At 71.3% G+C, this 16,925-nt stretch carries 15 protein-coding genes; 9 read left to right on the top strand and 6 right to left on the bottom strand.

The genetic code is table 11. The features are described from left to right. The first annotated feature begins 77 nt into the window (after positions 1-77). The 4 genes from IEJ02_RS13435 (at position 78) to IEJ02_RS13420 (ending at position 3,376) form a co-directional block, all read left to right on the top strand. Entirely contained in the window at positions 78-887 is an 810-nt protein-coding gene (locus IEJ02_RS13435; RefSeq protein WP_137976806.1) for an ABC transporter permease, read from the top strand. After that, complete coding sequence (locus IEJ02_RS13430) at positions 860-1,666, top strand: ABC transporter ATP-binding protein (protein WP_191065052.1); 807 nt, start codon at positions 860-862, stop codon at positions 1,664-1,666. The genes IEJ02_RS13435 and IEJ02_RS13430 overlap by 28 nt, the downstream gene beginning before the upstream one ends. 124 nt (positions 1,667-1,790) lie before the next feature. Next, positions 1,791-2,825 (top strand): ABC transporter substrate-binding protein, encoded by a 1,035-nt coding sequence (locus tag IEJ02_RS13425; protein ID WP_191065051.1) that lies wholly within the window; start codon positions 1,791-1,793, stop codon positions 2,823-2,825. 89 nt (positions 2,826-2,914) lie between these two features. Beyond that, the gene (locus IEJ02_RS13420; protein ID WP_191065050.1) at positions 2,915-3,376 is read left to right on the top strand and encodes an ATP-binding protein; all 462 of its coding nucleotides are present in this window, start codon (positions 2,915-2,917) and stop codon (positions 3,374-3,376) included. A gap of 50 nt (positions 3,377-3,426) precedes the next feature. Here IEJ02_RS13420 and IEJ02_RS13415 read toward each other — a convergent pair whose 3' ends face one another. Further along, complete coding sequence (locus IEJ02_RS13415; RefSeq protein ID WP_191065049.1) at positions 3,427-4,233, bottom strand: TetR/AcrR family transcriptional regulator; 807 nt, start codon at positions 4,231-4,233, stop codon at positions 3,427-3,429. 174 nt (positions 4,234-4,407) lie between these two features. On the opposite strand from IEJ02_RS13415, the gene IEJ02_RS13410 reads away from it, so the two are divergent. Beyond that, positions 4,408-5,631 (top strand): DUF418 domain-containing protein, encoded by a 1,224-nt coding sequence (locus IEJ02_RS13410; protein ID WP_191065048.1) that lies wholly within the window; start codon positions 4,408-4,410, stop codon positions 5,629-5,631. A 130-nt stretch (positions 5,632-5,761) separates the two neighbouring features. On the opposite strand, the gene IEJ02_RS13405 is transcribed toward IEJ02_RS13410, so the two are convergent. Beyond that, a complete protein-coding gene (locus IEJ02_RS13405; RefSeq protein ID WP_191065047.1) occupies positions 5,762-6,280 on the bottom strand; it encodes a lytic polysaccharide monooxygenase auxiliary activity family 9 protein in 519 nt (172 codons plus the stop codon). Between the two features lie 351 nt (positions 6,281-6,631). Then, complete coding sequence (locus tag IEJ02_RS13400) at positions 6,632-9,391, bottom strand: FAD/NAD(P)-binding protein (RefSeq protein WP_191065046.1); 2,760 nt, start codon at positions 9,389-9,391, stop codon at positions 6,632-6,634. A 214-nt stretch (positions 9,392-9,605) separates the two neighbouring features. Here IEJ02_RS13400 and IEJ02_RS13395 point away from each other — a divergent pair, with 214 nt between their 5' ends. Together IEJ02_RS13395 and IEJ02_RS13390 are read left to right on the top strand one after the other, a co-directional pair. Continuing rightward, on the top strand, positions 9,606-10,070 hold the full coding sequence (locus tag IEJ02_RS13395) for an RrF2 family transcriptional regulator (protein WP_191065045.1): 465 nt from the start codon (positions 9,606-9,608) through the stop codon (positions 10,068-10,070). Between the two features lie 120 nt (positions 10,071-10,190). Further along, positions 10,191-10,847: a maleylpyruvate isomerase N-terminal domain-containing protein gene (locus tag IEJ02_RS13390; protein ID WP_191065044.1), complete on the top strand. Its 657-nt coding sequence runs from the start codon at positions 10,191-10,193 to the stop codon at positions 10,845-10,847. A 219-nt stretch (positions 10,848-11,066) separates the two neighbouring features. Here IEJ02_RS13390 and IEJ02_RS13385 read toward each other — a convergent pair whose 3' ends face one another. After that, positions 11,067-11,507 (bottom strand): PPOX class F420-dependent oxidoreductase, encoded by a 441-nt coding sequence (locus IEJ02_RS13385; protein ID WP_191065043.1) that lies wholly within the window; start codon positions 11,505-11,507, stop codon positions 11,067-11,069. A 119-nt stretch (positions 11,508-11,626) separates the two neighbouring features. Between IEJ02_RS13385 and IEJ02_RS13380 the strand changes: the two genes are divergently transcribed. Both IEJ02_RS13380 and IEJ02_RS13375 read left to right on the top strand, forming a co-directional pair. Then, positions 11,627-12,604, top strand: a complete 978-nt coding sequence (locus tag IEJ02_RS13380; RefSeq protein WP_191065042.1) for an MsnO8 family LLM class oxidoreductase — start codon at positions 11,627-11,629, stop codon at positions 12,602-12,604. 78 nt (positions 12,605-12,682) lie between these two features. Then, entirely contained in the window at positions 12,683-14,221 is a 1,539-nt protein-coding gene (locus tag IEJ02_RS13375; protein WP_191065041.1) for a sulfatase family protein, read from the top strand. Positions 14,222-14,258: 37 nt separating this feature from the next. Here the strand turns inward: IEJ02_RS13375 and IEJ02_RS13370 are convergent, their stop codons facing one another. Next, entirely contained in the window at positions 14,259-14,819 is a 561-nt protein-coding gene (locus IEJ02_RS13370; RefSeq protein ID WP_191065040.1) for a YceI family protein, read from the bottom strand. 10 nt (positions 14,820-14,829) lie between these two features. After that, the gene (locus tag IEJ02_RS13365) at positions 14,830-16,806 is read right to left on the bottom strand and encodes an aconitate hydratase (RefSeq protein ID WP_191065039.1); all 1,977 of its coding nucleotides are present in this window, start codon (positions 16,804-16,806) and stop codon (positions 14,830-14,832) included. Positions 16,807-16,925 lie beyond the last annotated feature (119 nt).

Here is a 16,925-nt window from a genome sequence, read left to right as displayed (position 1 = left end):
GTACCGTGCTGACCGTCGTGTCGTACCAGGGTACGGGCCCGTACGGGCGTCGAGGCGTACCCCTTTGTGGAGCCCCCATGTCCCCGGTTCTCGAACCGGTCGTGCCGCTCTCCGCGCGCCGCCGCAGCGTGCCGCGATGGCTGCGCCGTACGACCGGGCCCCTTCTGCTGCTGGTGCTCTGGCAGGTGTCCAGCGCCACCGGTGTGCTGCCCTCCGACACCCTGGCCTCCCCCGGCACCATCGCCGGTACCGCCTCCGACCTGCTGGCGGACGGCACCCTCCCGCACGCCATGCTGGTGTCCGTACAGCGGGTGCTGATCGGGCTGGCGCTCGGCGGTGTCATCGGCGTCGCGCTCGCGCTGGTCTCCGGGCTCTCCCGGCTCGGCGAGGACCTCGTCGACGCGAGTGTGCAGATGCTGCGCAGCATTCCCTGGGTCGGCATGATCCCGCTGTTCATCATCTGGATGGGCATCGGCGAGGCACCGAAGATCGCGCTCATCGCGCTGGGCGTCACCTTCCACCTCTATCTGAACGTCTACGCGGGCATCCGCGGCGTGGACGCCCAGCTCATCGAGGCCGGGAACGCGCTCGGGCTCGGCCGCTGGGGGCTGATCCGCCATGTGGTGCTGCCCGGGGCGCTCCCCGGCGCCATGACCGGGCTGCGCTACTCCCTCGCCACCGCCTGGCTGGCGCTGGTCTTCGGCGAGACCATCAACGCCGACGACGGGATCGGCTTTCTGCTCAACCGCGCGCGGGAGTTCTTCCAGACCGATGTGATCGTGGTCTGCCTGATCGTCTACGCCGCCCTCGGCCTGCTCGCCGATTTCATCGTCCGCACTCTGGAGAGGCTGCTGCTGCAATGGCGACCGAACTTCACCGGCAAGTGAACTCCCCGGGGAAGGAGTTGGAGAAGGAGCTGGCGCGGGAGACGGGCGACGGGAGCGGCGATGCCGCGGTGCGGGTGCGCTCGCTGACCCGCTCGTTCGACGGCCGCGCGGTCATCGACAACCTCCACCTCGACGTACCGGCGGGCGAGTTCGTGGCGCTGCTCGGCCGCAGCGGCTGCGGCAAGTCCACGCTGCTGCGGGTGCTCGCCGGGCTGGACCGGGAGATCGAGGGCGAGGTGCTGGTGCCGCGCCGCAAGGCCGTCGCCTTCCAGGCGCCCCGGCTGATGCCCTGGAAGCGGGTGTGGCGCAATGTGCTGCTCGGGCTGCCCGGCCGTCCCGGACGGGCCGTGGCGGAGCGGGCGCTGAAGGAGGTCGGTCTCGGCCACCGCATCGACGCCTGGCCCAAGACCCTCTCCGGCGGTGAGGCCCAGCGCGCCTCGCTCGCCCGCGCGCTGGTGCGCGAGCCCGATCTGCTGCTGCTGGACGAGCCGTTCGGCGCGCTGGACGCGCTCACCCGGATCACCGCCCAGCAGCTGGTGGCCGAGCTGTGGCAGCGGCGCGGCTGCGCGGTGCTGCTGGTCACGCATGACGTGGAGGAGGCGCTGTTGCTCGCCGACCGCGTCCTGGTGATGGACGGGGGCGTGATCGCGCATGAGGTCCGGGTGGACCGGGACCGGCCGCGCGACATCGCCGATCCGCTCCTCGCCGAGCTGCGCACCGAGCTGCTGGACCGGCTGGGTGTCAAGGCGCCCGAACCGGCCGTCCACAAGGTCGCCTGACGGCCGCCTGGGTCCCCTCCGGAACCGCCTCGCCGCCTGCTCCCTCCCCAACAGCCGGACCGCCAGGTCCAGCCCGCTCCAGAACTCCCGTACCTCCCGTACCTCCCGAACGGACCCTGCTGACATGAGACGGCGTATCGTCCCCGCCCTGTCCCTCCCCCTCGCCCTGCTGCTGTCCGCCTGCGTCAGCTCGCACGCGCAGAACAACTCCGGCTCCTCCGGCAACACCGACGGCAAGGGCGATGTGACCCTCAACGTGGGTGACCAGAAGGGCAATGACGAGGCGGTGCTGCGCGCCGCCGGGCAGCTCAAGAACCTCCCCTACAAGATCAAGTGGTCGACGTTCACCTCCGGCCCGCCGATCCTGGAGGCCGTGAGCGCCAAGGCCGTGGACATCGGCGGGGTCGGCAACACCCCGCCGGTCTTCGCCGCGGCCGCCAAGTCCCACATCAAGGTCGTGGCCGCCAAGCACGGCACGTCCGACGGGGAGGCGATCGTGGTCAAGAAGGGGTCGCCGCTGAAGCGGACGGCCGATCTCAAGGGCAAGTCGGTGGCGGTCGCACAGGGCAGCTCGGCCCACTACCAACTGGTCGCCTCGCTCGCCAAGGCCGGGCTCTCGATCAAGGACGTCAAGGTCACCTTCCTGCAGCCCGCCGATGCCCTGGCCGCCTTCAGCCGCGGCAAGGTGGACGCCTGGGCCGTCTGGGACCCATACACCTCCCAGGCGCTGCGCCAGTCGGACGCGCGGATCCTCACCACGGGCCGGGGCGTGGTCAACGGTCTCAACTTCCAGGTGGCCAACCCCTCCTCCCTCGGTGACAAGAAGAAGGTCAAGGCCATCAAGGACTATCTCGGGCGGCTGCGCACGGCCCAGGACTGGGTCTACAAGCACCCCGAGGAGTGGGCCAAGGTGTGGGGCAAGGAGACCGGGCTGCCGTACCAGGTGGCGCTGGACTCGGTGAAGCGGACCAATGGCACCCGGGTGTACGTCGCCGTCGACAAGCCCGCCGTCGCCTCGGAGCAGGAGATCGCGGACACCTTCGCGAAGCTGAAGCTCACCCCGCGCCGCTTCCAGTTCGCCGACTATGTCGACACCCGCTTCAACGGCGATCTGCCGCCCTCCACCTCCGCACCGCGCACCTACGGAAAGGGATCCTGAACCCGCCCCTTTTCGGGAGCGCCGCATCGGGTAAGCGCGTGGAAACCGTCAGCCGCGCGATACGTACCCGATGAAACGAGGTGAGCGTCATGCACACCGCCACGGCCCAGCGGACGGCCGCGTCGCCGTCCGCGGTGCGGGAGACCCTCGAATGCCGCCCCGAGGCGGCCGCGCGCGCACGACATCTCACCAGCGCCTTTCTGGAAGCCTTGCGTCCGGCGCCCGATCGGGGCGCCGCCGACGCCGTGATGCTGGTCGTCTCGGAGCTGGTCACCAACGCCGTACGGCACTCGGGCGGCCGGTTCTGCTCGCTGCGCGTATCGGCCGACCCCGACGCCATCACCGTCGCCGTCGGCGATGCCAGCCGCGTATCGCCCCGCCGGCGCACCCCGGACGTCCGCGGCGAGAGCGGCGGTTTCGGCTGGCCGATGATCAGCGGCATGGCCACGGCCACGACCGTCAGCGAGGAGCCGGGGGGCAAGACCGTGACCGCGATCATCGCCCGAAGAGGTCGGGTGTCGGGGCGTGCCACCGCGCCGACACCGAGTTGACCCTCTCCGTGCCCTCGTGTGACGTCATCGCCCACCTGCCCCGTCCCGTTCTAGCCCGCCTCCGTCCCCGGCCCCGGCCCCGACCCCGCCCGCGCGCGGTCCACGGCCACGGCGATCCCGTCGAGGACGCGTTCGAGGCCGAAGACGAAGTCGTGGTCGGTCGCCGGATCGTCGTACGCGCCGTCGGGCGCCGCCTCGAACAGACCCGAGGAGAACAGCAGCGCCACCTGCGGAAAGCGGTCCGGGGTGATGAGCCGCGCCAGGGTCCTGCCGTAGGCCCGCTCGGTCTCCTCCTGACTCAGTCCCGTTTCGCTCCTGCCCTGCGCGTGTTCCTGGGACAGCAGGGAGGCGTGGCGCACATAGCCGCTGAGCAGGGTCAGACTGCCGACCTTCGCGGCCCAGTCCAGCTCGGTGCCGCTCAGCGCGCTCAGACCCGCTTCCATCCAGGCGATCTCATGAGGCCCCATCGGCGGCCCCGCGAGGGGCAGGCGGGGGAGCCAGGGGCGGTCGTGGTGGACCAGCCGCTGGGCGACGGTCCACTGCCGTAGCCCCTCGCGCCACCGGTCCGGCGCGGTCTCGACCTCGGGCGGAGAGCCGAGCGCCAGGTCCCGCATGAGGACCAGCAGCTCGTCCTTGGATCCCACATGGCGGTAGAGGGACATCGGGGAGACGCCCAGCTCCTTCGCGATCTTCGGCAGCGTCGCGCCCGCCAGTCCGTCGCGGTCCGCCAGTTCCACTCCCGTCCGCACCACGCGCTCGGTGTCGAGCGCTGCGGGCCGGCCGAGGCCCGAGGCCGGGACCGGGAGCCTCCACAGTCGGGCCAGCCCGGCGGGCGCCTCCTCCTGCTCGGCCGACATGGCGCTTCTCCTTCTCGTACCTCGGTTGCTCACCAGGTACATCATGGCCTACGGCTACTTAGTATCTCTCATATAGATTATTGCTTATACTAAGCCGTGCCAAGCCCGGGTGCCGAGGGCGCGTCCATGCCCCTTGCCCGCTGGGCCCTCATGTCAGGACGGAGAGAGATCCAGGTGACAGCCATAACGCAGTCCCATGCCCCGGGCCCCGCACGGGGCCCTGTCCGCCGGACCGAACGGGCCCTGGCCCCCGATCTGGCGCGAGGCTCCATGCTGCTGTTCATCGCGCTCGCGAACGCCGCTGTGGCCGCCTTCGGCAACCAGCCGGGCGCCGAGGCGTCGCCACACGGCTGGGAGCGCCCGTTCAACCTCGCCATGTTCGTCTTCGTGCACGCCCGCGCCTATCCGATGTTCGCCGTGATGTTCGGCTACGGGCTGGTGCAGCTCGCCCGCAGACAGGACGCGGAGGGGTCCGGGCCGGGCGCGGCCCGCTCGGTGCTGCTCAGGCGCAACGCATGGCTCGTCGCCTTCGGTCTCGTCCATGCCGCGCTGCTCAACTTCGGTGATTTCCTGGGGGCTTACGGCATCGTCGGCATCCTCTTCACCCTGCTGCTCCTGCGCCGCGGCGAACGTGTGCAGCGCGTCGTGCTGTGGCTGTGGGGGTGCACGGCGGTGTACGCCGCCGCACTGGCGGCCGTGGCCGTGTACCGCGCCACGCACAGCGACTCGGGGTCCGCCGCCGTGCCGACGGACGGCGTCGATTCCCTCTCGGCCCCCGACTACCTCACGTCCGTGGCCGACCGGCTCGGCGAGTGGCCGATCCACACGCTGACCGTGCTGCCGTTCATCGTGATCGTCTGGCTGGGGGCGTGGGCCGCGCGACGTGGCGTCCTGGAGGACCCGGCCCGCCACCGGCGGCTGCTGGTCCGCACCGCCGTGGTCGCACTCGGCATCGCCTTCGCGGGCGGAGTGCCGATCGGCCTGGTCAGCGGCGGATTCGTGCAGGTCGACGACGCCACAGCGGACGCGTTCCTGAGCCTGTACGAAGTGAGTGGCCAGTTCGGCGGCCCGGGATATGTGGCACTCTTCGGGCTCCTCGCCCTGCGCCTGTCGAAGGCCCGCTCCGCCCGGCGGCGGAAGCTTCCCGTGGAGGCGCTGGCGGCCCTGGGCCAGCGGTCGCTGAGCGGCTATCTGTTCCAGTCCCTCGCGTGGGTGGTGCTGCTCTCCCCCTTCGCCCTCGCGCTCGGCGAGCGGACCGGCAGCCCGACGCTCACCGCGGGTCTGAGCGCCGTCCTGGTCTGGCTCGCCACGGTGGCCGGGGCCTATCTCCTCCAGCGCCGCTCGCTTCCGGGGCCCGCCGAGAAGCTGCTGCGCAGGCTGACGTACGGCCCCCGATAGCCGGGCGCCACGCACATCGCGCACGCGGCGACGCCGAAGGCCGGCCGCCTCAGAGGCGACCGGCCTTCGGTGTTCAACCGCCTGCGTTCAAAACGCCCGCGTTCGCCCGCTCGCGTTCAGCCGCTCGCGTTCAGCCGCCGATGTTCACATCGATGCAGGCGTAGAAGGCGTTGGCGGTGTCCGCGATGTTCCAGACCGCGAGAACCTTCTGCTTGCCCTTCAGGCTGCCGAAGTCCACCTGATGGGTGACGGTCTCGCCCGGCTGCGCACCGCCGTCGTCGACCTCCGCGACCTTCTGGCCACCGACGAAGTACTGCCAGGTGTTGGTCGCGTGACGCGCGGTCAGTTTCCAGGTGAAGTCGGCCTTGGACGGGATGGGCGTGACCGCCCAGCCCTTGCTGTCGTCGTCGAGTTCGGAGAACTTCGCATTGCCGCCGCTGCAGCTCGTCAGCCCCTTGGGGCCTTCCACGCTCTGCGGCTCGTACTTGATGTCGCCGCAGGCCACGGTCCCGGCCGCACACTGGGCCTGACGGCTGGGCGGGGTGGAGATGTAGCCGTGCGCGCTGGCCTCGCTCGCGGGGAGGCTCAGTGCGATCATGGGGGCTATCCCCGCGCCGACGACAACCGCCACTTTTCGCTTCATGTTCATGCCAACTCCTTCACGGCGAGGCCCCACGCCAGACGGGAAGTCCTTGCCGAAGGTGGTGATGTGGGGGGATGTGGGGGGTGGCTGCACGGAGCGCTTCACGGGCCGCGAGGGGCGGCCGTGAATCAGCGCCGCACTAGGTCTAGACCATACCCTCTGTCCGTTCACGGTCAAGACATGTGACGGAAGTGGTCTGGTCCACTGTCATCCCCCACACATGTCACCGCCCCGGTCCGGGAGTCGGCGGAGCCGTTCCCTCCCCGCCCCTTCCCACTTCCAGGGGCCGGGATCCAGGGGCGGAGCCCCGCCACGTGGCAGGGAGGGGACCACCCCGCCGCAGGCGTCACAGTGCGGTCAGGAGGAGAGGGCCGTCAGCCGTCGCCGGTCGTGGGGAGAGGCACGGCGGTCCAGCCGCTCCTCCAGGCGCTCCCGGGCCGCCTCGCACCGCCCCGCGGACACCAGCGCGTACAGCAACGCCTCCTCCACGACCTCGCGCTGCGCGGCGCTGCCGCCCACGCCGGGGAGCCGTGGCAGGAGGCGTTCCAATCCGCGCGCCGCGTCCGTCCAGCGCTCTTCCAGGATGTCCTCGAACGCCGCGCACAGCGGGGCGATGACACTTCGCTGCACCTCGTCGGCGCGCAGGGCGTGGACCCGCAGCCGTCGCAGCCCCGGCAGGTCCTCGGCGGCGGTGAGGGCGATGGCGGAGTGCAGGGCGACGAACGCGGTGGCCGGACGCTCCAGGACGTCGGCGGGCGCCGTGTCCAGGACGTCGCCGATCGGGAGCGGGCCCTGCCACGCGCCCGCCAGCCGGGCGCGCCACAGCAGGGAGCCGGAGTCGACCAGGGCGCGGACCCCGTACACCTTCCCCGGCGACAGCTGCTCCGCCCACCGGCGGCGGACCGCCGCCGTGTCCTCGAGGGCGAGTTCGTGCAGGGCGGCGTGCCAGGAGAAGTGGGCGCGGTGTGTTCCGCCCCGGCCCTGGTGGGCCAGCCACCGCTGAAGTCGCTCACGGCCCGCCTGGTGGTCGCCGGACTCGTAGTGCACATGGGCGAGGGCGTGCATGGCGTGGCCGGAGGCGGGTTCGGCGGCCAGGGCCCGCTCGGCCAGGGCTCCGGCCTCGTCGTAACGGCCCTGCTCCTGGCGCATGAAGGCGAGCAGGGAGGTGTGGAACCAGCTTCCCCCGTGCGCCGGGGCGGTGCGCTCGACCACGCGGAGCGCGGTGGTGCCGTCGAGATCGCGCAGACCGGAGAAGGCGATGGTGGGCACGGCGACGGCGAGCGCCAGCGCGTCACCGGGGTACTCCTCCAGGTGGCGGAGGAGGGCGGCGTCGCCGTCCGCGGGCGGGTGCAGGACGCGGCGGGAGACGACGTCTACGAAGGAGCGTTCGAAAGTGTCGGCGCGCTCGCGCACCGCGCGCCGGGCGTCGGCCAGGGCGCGCGAGACGTCCACGTCGGCCCCGCACTCATGGCCGATGAGGGCGAGCACGGCGTGGCCGAGGGCGAATCCGGGGTCGAGCGCCACGGAGCGGCGGAGCGCCTGTGCGGCCCCGGTACGGACCTTCAACAGCCGGTCCACGCCGAGGCGGTAGGCGGTGGCGGCGGCCGCGTGGGTGCTGAGGGGGAAGCCCGAGGTGTCCGTGGGCCGGCGTGTCCGGCGCCGGGCGGGGCCACCGGTGGCGGGGGGCGCGGGGGCCGTCCACGGATCGAGGACGGCCTCGGCGATGGTGGCGGCCTGCGCCCGGATCTCCGGGATGGCGGTGGTTTCCCACAACTCGCCACGACGGGGCGCACCGAGGGTCCACAGGGGGCGTGCCGTACCGCCGTCGGCGCCGCGCAGCCGCCCGTGGTCGGTGGCGACGCCCATGCCGAGCGGGCCGGGCAGCGCGGCGCCCTGGTCGAGCAGGCTCCGCCACAGCGGGTCGGCCGTGTCGGAGAGCCGCAGGCCCGGCCCCGTACAGTCCACCACCCAGCCCACGGGCAGCGTGCGCGGACCGTCGGCGGTGGTGAGGGACACGGTCAGGGAGCCGTCGGGCCGGGTCGCGGCGGAGCCGAGCCGCCCCTGGTACGTCCGCATCCGCCGGGTGCGGCGCATGCGCGCGACCGCCTCGGCGGTGGCCGGGGGCATGCGGTGGCGGTGGGTGTTCCACAACGAGCCGTCCCGCTCCACGAACTCGGCCCGTTCCGCCGTGGACATCGACGCCCAGATCTCGGCCGTGACCGGGCGCAGCCCGTCCACCGCGGGCCGCCAGTCGCCGTGGGTGCGCATCACACGGCCGATGTGCTGACGCACCGCGGCCCGCAGCGCGGCCAGGGAAAGACCGTGCAGTGGGGTGGCACACGTGGCGGCGGGCAGCGGGTCCACCGCATGCGCCTGGGGCAGTCTTCCGCCACGGGAGACGGTGTGCACCGTGCGGCCGGGGCGGTCGAGCGTCATGGCGATGTCCACCGAGGTCAGCCCGGTGCCGACGAGGAGTACGTCCTCCTTCCGCCCGTCCTGGAGGGCGGCGTCCAGGGCGCCCGGCGCCCAGGGGTCGGCGATGAAGCGGTCGTTGCCACGCAGGCTCTCGGAGGCCCAGGCGGCGGTGGCGCGGGACGGCCCGGTGGCCAGCACCACGCGGTGCGCCTCGACGGTACGGCCGTCGGCGAGCTCCAGCCGGGCCCGCGGGTCCCCGCCGGGGGGCGTGGTCCAGTGGCAGCCGGTGGCCCGGGTGCGCAGTCGGCGGACGGCGACGACACCCTGGGCCGCCATGATGGCTCGGCCGAGGGTGTCGGCGAGGTAGGCGCCGTAGCGGTAGCGCTCCGCGAAGTCGCCGCTGCGCACGCCCGGTTCGCCGTGGTGGCACAGCCATCGCACGAAGTGTCCGGGATCGTCGGGGTAGCAACTCATCTTGCCCGCAGGCACATTGAGGCGGTGGCGCGGGTCGAGGGTGGAGTAGGCGATGCCGCGACCGGCCTCCGGGGCGGGGTCGATCAGCAGGAGTTCGAACGGGACACGGCGGCGTGCCGCGGTCTCGCAGAGCTGGATCGCCACCAGCGCGCCGGCGGCCCCCGCCCCCACGACGGCGACGGTCCTCGTACCCGGCCCTGATGTGCTACACGGCTCTGGCGATGCCATGTGAACCTCCCGCTTCCCCGGAACCTGCGGCGGAGCGGAACAGATGCCCCGCTCACCCAACCGGTACCGTAGCCATCTAAGTTCACCAATTCAATGAACTTGGTGAACTCATGGCGGAACAACGAGGCACCCCTGGCGCCACCAGGGTGGATACCCAAGCCGGTGGTATGGGGCCCGGCCCCATGAAAACGGACGTGCGTGATAACTTGCCCTGGTGCGGATCACAGCCAAGTCGGACTATGCCGTCCGGGCGATGGCCGAACTGGCGGCCGCGGAGGGCTCACCCCTGACCGCCGAGCAGGTGGCGACCCGGCAGGACATTCCCCTGCGTTTCCTCTTCGGCATCCTGCGCGAGCTGCGCCTGGCCCATCTGGTGCGCAGTGTGCGGGGCCCGGAAGGCGGATATCTGCTGGCGCGCCCGGCGAAGGAGATCACCCTCGCCGACGCGATCCGCGCCATCGACGGCCCGCTGGCCAACGTGCGGGACGTGGGCCTCAGCGGTCTGGAGTACCCCGGAGCGGCGGCGGTGCTGCCCGATGTGTGGCGCGCGGTGCGGGCGAGTCTGCGGCAGGTGCTGGAGAAGACCACCTTCGCCGATCTGGCCGCCGGGAAACTGCCCCCGCTGGTCCAGGAGCGGGCGCGCGAATACCTCGACGACGTCCGCCACTACGACACATGACCGGCCGGGGACGACGGCATTAAGGCCTCGCGAATCCCCTTTCACGGGCTGGAGTCGAGCGTTCGCGGGGCGGGGAAGAAATCGGTCGCCCGGCGGGCCGCGCGCTGCTAGCTTGCGGCTGTGGATCTCTTCTCACGCTCATGGACGGCCTTGCGCACGGCGGTCGCCGAACTCCCGGACGAGGACTTCGCACGGCCCTCCGGCTGTGCCGGCTGGCTCGTACGGGACCTGGTGTGCCACCTGGTCATCGACGCCCAGGACGTCCTGATCACCCTGGCGACCCCCACCGACGCGGAACCGACGCGCGACGCGGTGACCTACTGGGAGGTGGCCGACACGCCGCCGACCGGTGACGACCCGCTCGACGCGCTGATCGTCCGGCTGGCCGCCGCGTACGAGGACCCGTGGCTGCTGAAGTTCCACCTCGACGACGTGGGTTCCGCCGCCGGGCGCGCGGCCGGGCGCGCCGACCCGGCCCTCCGGGTCAGCACCCGCGATGTGGTGCTCACCGCGGGCGACTACCTCTCCGCGTACGTCATGGAGTGGAGCCTGCACCATCTCGACCTGATCGCCCACCTCCCGGGCGTGGCGGAGCCTCCCGCCGAAAGCCTGGCCGGGGCGCGCGAGATGCTGGAGCGGATCGCCGGGGCGGCGTTCCCCGCGTCGTGGTCCGACAAGGACGCGCTGCTGGTCGGCACCGGGCGACGGGTCCCGACCGCCGAGGAGCAGGCCGACCTGGGCGACCTCGCCGCGAAGCTCCCGCTCGTCCTCGGATAGCCCTCCGGCCCCCGCACCGCGCCCGCCGGAGCTCCGTGAAGCGCGGTATGTCATCCGTGGCCCAACCCAGCACGCCCCGGACGGCGTCGGCGAGCGGGGCGCCCACATGGCCATCGCCACCGCCGTGGCGTCGTTCCTCGTCCACCCCGCGCTCCTCCCCCGTGCCCTGCGCCCGTGTCCGGTCCCCCGTGCCCCGTCCCCCTTACCGGAACGGCGTCCTCACGCGTCCGGCAGCACTCCCGGCCGGAACTTCTCCACACCCACGACGCGGTGGACATGGTGCGGCTCGATGTAGACCGCCACCAGCACCTCACCGGGGGCCAGCCACGGGAACGTCTCCGTGCCCAGGTACTTCTGCGCGAGACGGTCCATCACCCGTACGGCCGGATCGCCCGAGACGAAGCGGACGGCGCTGCCCCGGATCTCCACCCGGTGATACGGGTCCTCGGTGTCCATACAGCACAGCGACACGCGGGGATCACGCCGCAGGTTCTCCTCCTTGACCCGGCCCGCCGAGGTGTTGATCACCACCAGGCCGTCCTCCAGATCGGCCCACATCGGCGTCAACTGCGGCGAACCGTCCGGGTTCAACGTGGCCACCTGCCAGAACCGGGGTTCCCGAAGCCAGGTGCGGGTGATGTCGTCCAGCGTGGCAGCCATGCGGTCTCGCTCCTCTTTCGTGGGCCAAACCGTCAACGCATACCCCGACCACCGAGGTTCCGAACCCCGGGGTCGGGGAACCGCTGCCGCACACCGCCGGCACTCCGTATGCTCACAGCATGATCGATGTGCCGCTCTCCGCGCTGGAAGTCGCCATGGTCCAAGCTGGTACGCGAGCCGTGGACACACTGCGTGACACCACCGCCTTCGCCCAGCGTCTCGACGCCCTCGGCTACCGCCGACTCTGGTACGCCGAGCACCACCACTCCCCCGCCATCGGCGCCTTCCCGCCCGTGGTCCTGACCGCCCACGCGGCCGCGTCGACGTCGGCCATCCGCCTGGGCTCCGGGGGCGTACTGGCCCCCAACCACGCCCCCATCATGCTGGCGGAGCAGTTCGGCACCCTCGCCGCGCTGCACCCCGACCGGATCGACCTGGGCATCGGCCGCGGCCCCGGCACCTTCGACGAGGCCACGGCCCGGGCGCTGCGGCGTGGCGCCGGTCCGACGACGGACGACGCGTACCGGGACGATGTGGCGGCGACGCTGCGGTTCCTGGTCGAGGAGGTCGCGCTCGGCACGCTCCCGGAGCCGTGGCTGCTGGCCTCCAGCGACGCCGGTGCGGCGCTCGCCGCCGAGCTCGGCCTGCCGCTCGCCTTCGCCCATCACATCCGCCCCGACAACACCGTCGCCGCGCTCGACCACTACCGTGCCCGCTTCTCCCCCTCCCCGTGGTGCGAGGACCCCCGTGTGCTGGTGTGCGTGGAAACCGTGTGCGCCGAGACCGAGGACGAGGCCAGATGGCTGGCGGGCCCGATGAACGTCGTCAAGGCCGGGCTCCTCAAGGGGCACAGCGAGGTCCCGTTCCCCTCGCCCGAGGAGGCGTCGGCGCATCCGTTCACCGCGGAGGAGCGGGCGGGGGTCGCGGCGTTCGGGGCCCATCAGGCGTACGGCACGCCCGAGACGGTCCTGCGGCGGCTGGCGGAGGTGGCGAAGGCGACCGGCGCGGAGGAGCTGATGCTGGTCACACCGGTCTACGCGCTGGCCGCGCGCCTGCGCAGTTACGAACTCGTCAAACAGCACGCCGCCATGCCGTAGGCGACTCACAAGAATCACACAAAGCCGCCTCCTACGGTTCCCGGCGACGAAGACGCCCAACTCGTAGGAGGTTGCGCCATGTTCGACAGTCGCCGTCCACGTGTCCTCGCCGCCTTGTGTGCGGCCCTGGCCGTCGCGATGTTGGCCTCGTGCGACAGAGGGGGGAACGCGGCGGCCGAAAGCGGCTCCTCCGACACCCCCGCCTCGCGTTCCGGCACGAAGCCCAACATCGTGTACGTCCTCACTGACGACCTGGCATGGAATCTCGTGAAGTACATGCCGCACGTACAGGAGATGCAGAAGAAGGGGACGACCTTCACCAACTTCTTCGCCACCGACTCGCTGTGCTGCCCGTCGCGTACATCCATCCTCACCGGTCAATACCCGCACAACACCGGTGTCTTCACCAACAGCGGCGACGACGGCGGCTACCACGCCTTTCTGAAGAACGGCAACGAAAAGAAGACCTTCGGGCCCGCGCTGCAACGCGCCGGCTATCGCACCGGATTCATGGGCAAGTACCTCAACGGATACCAGCCGGGCGACAAGAACGGCACCGACAAGCCCTATGTGCCATCCGGCTGGGACGAGTGGGATGTCGCCGGGAAGGGCTACAACGAGTACAACTACGACCTGAACGAGAACGGCAAGGTCGTGCCCTATGGGAAGGCCCCCCAGGACTATCTGACGGATGTCCTGTCGAAGAAGGCCACCTCGTTCATCGGCGCCTCGGCGGAAGAGAAGAAGCCGTTCATGTTGGAGGTGGCCACGTTCGCACCGCACGGCCCCTACGTACCCGCGCCGCGCGACAAGGGCACGTTCCCGGGGCTCAAGGCTCCGCAGACCGATGCCTATGACAAGGCGACCCTCAACGCGCCGCAGTGGCAGCGCTCCCTGTCACCGCTGACGTCGAAGGAGAAGAAGAGGATCGACCGGAATTTCGCCAAGCGAGTGCGTTCGGTCCAGGCGGTCGACGACATGATCGGTCAGCTGGAGAAGACACTCGAGGACAAGGGCCTGGCGGACGACACCTATATCGTGTTCGGGTCGGACAACGGCTTCCACATGGGCGAACACCGGCTCCGCACCGGAAAGCAGACCGCCTACGACACCGATGTCAACGTGCCGCTGATGGTCACCGGACCCGATGTTCCGGCCGGTGAGAAGGTGTCGCAGCTCGCGGAGAACGTCGACCTCAACCCGACCTTCCTGGACCTCGCGGGCGTGGACCCGCCGTCGACCGTGGACGGGCACAGCCTGAACGACCTGATGCACGGACGCACGGAGGAGGAGTGGCGCGAGGCCGTCCTGGTCGAGCACCATCGCGCGGCGTCCAAGAAGGGCGATCCCGACGCGGCGCCCGCGAACGCGGGCGATCCGCCGACCTACGCGGCGATGCGCACCGATGACTCCCTCTATGTCGAATACACCGATGGGGAGCGCGAGTTCTACGATCTGGACTCCGACCCCGAGCAGCTGAACAACCGGGCGGCGTCCCTGTCGGCCGGGCAACGGGCCGCCCTGCACCGCACCCTCACCGCGCTCCAGCGGTGCAAGGGCGCGGAGAGCTGCCAGGACGCGTCCCGGACCGAGAGCAACAGCGACAGCGACAGCTAGCGGCACCCCCTGGATGCACCCCCGGCGTGGCGGCCCCTCAACGGCCCGCCACGCCGGGGCACACGAACTCCACCCGGACCTCGTCGGCCAGCTTCAACGCGCCCAGGAACGCGGTGTACGGCTTGATCCCCCAGGTGGACTGGGCGAAGGACGCCGAGCCGCGCAGCGTCCCGTCCGGATCGGCGCTCCCGTGCACCGTCACCGGGTGGGTCCGGCCCTTGATGGTGAGGTCGCCCGTGACCTCGAAGGACTCGGGCGTTCCGGTGATGTGGGTGGAGCGGAAGGTGATCGTGGGGTGCTCCACGGTGTGCAGCTGCCCCTTGCCCTCCAGCGTCCGTTTGATGTCGGCCCGGTCGCCGTCGGTGAGTGGTTTCAGCCCGCCGACCCCCTCCCGGACGTCGAGCGAGTCCGTCTCGATCGTCACGCTCACCGACGACCGCTCAGGGGCGCTCGCGGCAACCGCCAGGTCCCCGGACCATCGGGTGGCCTCCAGCGTCAGATCGTGCCCGGCCCTCCGGCCGAGCCCGGTACGGCTGGTCTTGATCAGCAGCCGGGCGTCCGGCGGGCCTATCCGATACGTTCCGTCGCTCAGGGTCATTGCACTCACCTCAGTGTGCGAGAGCCGGGATGATACCGCCCGCGAGCACCGCCTCCCGCTGCCGGGGCGAGAGGCGGTGGCGGACGGTGTACTCCTCGTCCCGGGTCGCGTTGCGGACGCGGAGGGTCGGTTCGCCGCCCGGTGCGAGGGCGTCGCGCAGACCGGGCACATGCAGCCGGTCGTCGGGGCCGATCCGGTCGTAGTCGGCGGGGTCCTCGAATTCGAGCGGCAGCACACCGAAGTTGACCAGGTTCTGCCAGTGGATGCGGGCGTAGGACTTGGCGATGACGGCTCGCAGCCCGAGGTAGCGCGGGGCGATGGCGGCGTGTTCGCGGGACGAGCCCTGTCCGTAGTTCGCACCGGCGACGATGAGATGCCCGGTGTCCTCCCGGACCGCCTCGGCGCGCCGCGGATAGTCGGGGTCCAGCCGGGTGAGGGTGAATCCCGCCAGCTTGGGGATGTTGGAGCGGTAGGGCAGGGCGTCCGCCCCGGCCGGGGAGATCTCGTCGGTCGAGACGTCGTCACCGGCCTTGAGGAGTACGGGGCCGTGGATGCTGTCCGGCAGCGGATCCAGCTCCGGCAGTGCGGAGATGTTGGGGCCGCGTACCAGTTGGACGCGTGCGGCCTCGTCCGGTGGCAGCGGTGGTTCCAGCATGGCGTCGTTGTTCGAGGGCGGGTCGGGCGCCTCCGGCGTGGGAGGGGCCGCCGAGACGCGGTCGGCCCAGTCGCGCGGATCCGCGATGGCGCCGGTCAGTGCGGAGGCCGTGGCGGTCTCCGGTGAGCACAGCCACACCGCGTCGTCCGCGGTGCCGGAGCGACCGGGGAAGTTGCGCGGGAAGGTGCGCAGGGAGTTGCTTCCCGAGGCCGGGGCCTGCCCCATGCCGATGCAGCCCAGACAGCCCGACTGGTGGATGCGGGCACCGGCGGCGATCAGGTCGAACGTGGCACCGCGGCGCGTCAGGTCCTGGAGGATCTCGCGGGATGTCGGGTTGATGTCGAAGCTCACCCCGGCCGGGACCTGCCGCCCGGCCACCATGGCGGCCGGAACGGCGAAGTCGCGGAACCCGGGGTTGGCGGAGGAGCCGATGACGGCCTGGGCGATGGGCTCCCCGGCGGCCTCCCGGACCGGCACGACGTTTCCCGGGGAGGTGGGCCGTGCGATGAGCGGCTCCAGCGACGACAGGTCGATCTCCTCGTCGAGGTCGTAGGACGCGTCCTCCTCCGCGGTGATCTCGACGAAGTCATCGCCGCGCCCCACCCCGTCGAGGAAGCCGCGCACCGCCCCGTCCGAGGGGAAGACGGTGGTGGTGGCGCCGAGTTCCGCCCCCATGTTGGCGATGACGTGGCGGTCCATCGCGGTGAGGGAGGCCAGACCGGGGCCGTGGTACTCCAGGACACGATGGACGCCTCCCTGCACCCCGTGGCGGCGCAGCAGCTCCAGGATCACGTCCTTGGCGCTGACCCACGGGGGCAGCTCGCCGGTCAGCCGGATGCCCCAGACCTTCGGCATGGTGAGGTGGAGCGGCCGTCCGGCCATGGCGAGCGCCACTTCCAGGCCGCCGGTGCCGATCGCCAGCATGCCCAGGGAACCGGCCGCGCAGGTGTGCGAGTCGGAACCGGCCAGCGTTTTACCGGGGGCGCCGAAGTGGTGCATATGGGTCGGGTGGGAGACGCCGTTGCCGGGTTTGGAGAACCACAGGCCGAAGCGGCGCGCGGCCGAGCGCAGGAAGAGATGGTCCTCGGCATTGCGCTCGTCGGCCTGGAGGATGTTGTGGTCGACGTACTGGACGCTGGCCTCCGTACGGACCCGGTCCAGGGCCAGCGCCTCCAGCTCCTGCATCACCAGCGTGCCGGTGGCGTCCTGCGTCAGCGTCTGGTCCACCCGCAGCGCGATCTCCTCCCCCGGCTCCATCCGGCCGGACAACAGATGATCATCGATGAGCCGCTGGGTCACGGTGCCGTGCGCACGGGCACGGGGCAGATCCATGAGTCACCGCCTTTCCGGGCGGGGCGTCCGGACCCTCCGGGCGCCCCGCATCGGGTACCCGGTCCGCGCCGCGTCATCTTTTTTTCCTGGCTCTTGACGAAAATCGATGGGGGTTCGCA

It is taken from the genome of Streptomyces sp. 5-10 (assembly GCF_014712245.1).
Lineage (GTDB): Bacteria > Actinomycetota > Actinomycetes > Streptomycetales > Streptomycetaceae > Streptomyces > Streptomyces violaceusniger.
The sequence above is the reverse complement of the archived record's forward strand: the minus strand, read 5'-3'. Positions and strand labels throughout refer to the sequence as shown.

Bases quoted from the DNA above. Each gene is read 5' to 3' on its own strand.
- IEJ02_RS13435 (WP_137976806.1), top strand. From the start codon at position 78: ATGTCCCCGGTTCTCGAACCGGTCGTGCCGCTCTCCGCGCGCCGCCGC.
- IEJ02_RS13430 (WP_191065052.1), top strand. From the start codon at position 860: ATGGCGACCGAACTTCACCGGCAAGTGAACTCCCCGGGGAAGGAGTTG.
- IEJ02_RS13425 (WP_191065051.1), top strand. From the start codon at position 1,791: ATGAGACGGCGTATCGTCCCCGCCCTGTCCCTCCCCCTCGCCCTGCTG.
- IEJ02_RS13420 (WP_191065050.1), top strand. From the start codon at position 2,915: ATGCACACCGCCACGGCCCAGCGGACGGCCGCGTCGCCGTCCGCGGTG.
- IEJ02_RS13415 (WP_191065049.1), bottom strand. From the start codon at position 4,233: ATGTCGGCCGAGCAGGAGGAGGCGCCCGCCGGGCTGGCCCGACTGTGG.
- IEJ02_RS13405 (WP_191065047.1), bottom strand. From the start codon at position 6,280: ATGAACATGAAGCGAAAAGTGGCGGTTGTCGTCGGCGCGGGGATAGCC.
- IEJ02_RS13400 (WP_191065046.1), bottom strand. From the start codon at position 9,391: ATGGCATCGCCAGAGCCGTGTAGCACATCAGGGCCGGGTACGAGGACC.
- IEJ02_RS13385 (WP_191065043.1), bottom strand. From the start codon at position 11,507: ATGGCTGCCACGCTGGACGACATCACCCGCACCTGGCTTCGGGAACCC.
- IEJ02_RS13380 (WP_191065042.1), top strand. From the start codon at position 11,627: ATGATCGATGTGCCGCTCTCCGCGCTGGAAGTCGCCATGGTCCAAGCT.
- IEJ02_RS13375 (WP_191065041.1), top strand. From the start codon at position 12,683: ATGTTCGACAGTCGCCGTCCACGTGTCCTCGCCGCCTTGTGTGCGGCC.
- IEJ02_RS13370 (WP_191065040.1), bottom strand. From the start codon at position 14,819: ATGACCCTGAGCGACGGAACGTATCGGATAGGCCCGCCGGACGCCCGG.
- IEJ02_RS13365 (WP_191065039.1), bottom strand. From the start codon at position 16,806: ATGGATCTGCCCCGTGCCCGTGCGCACGGCACCGTGACCCAGCGGCTC.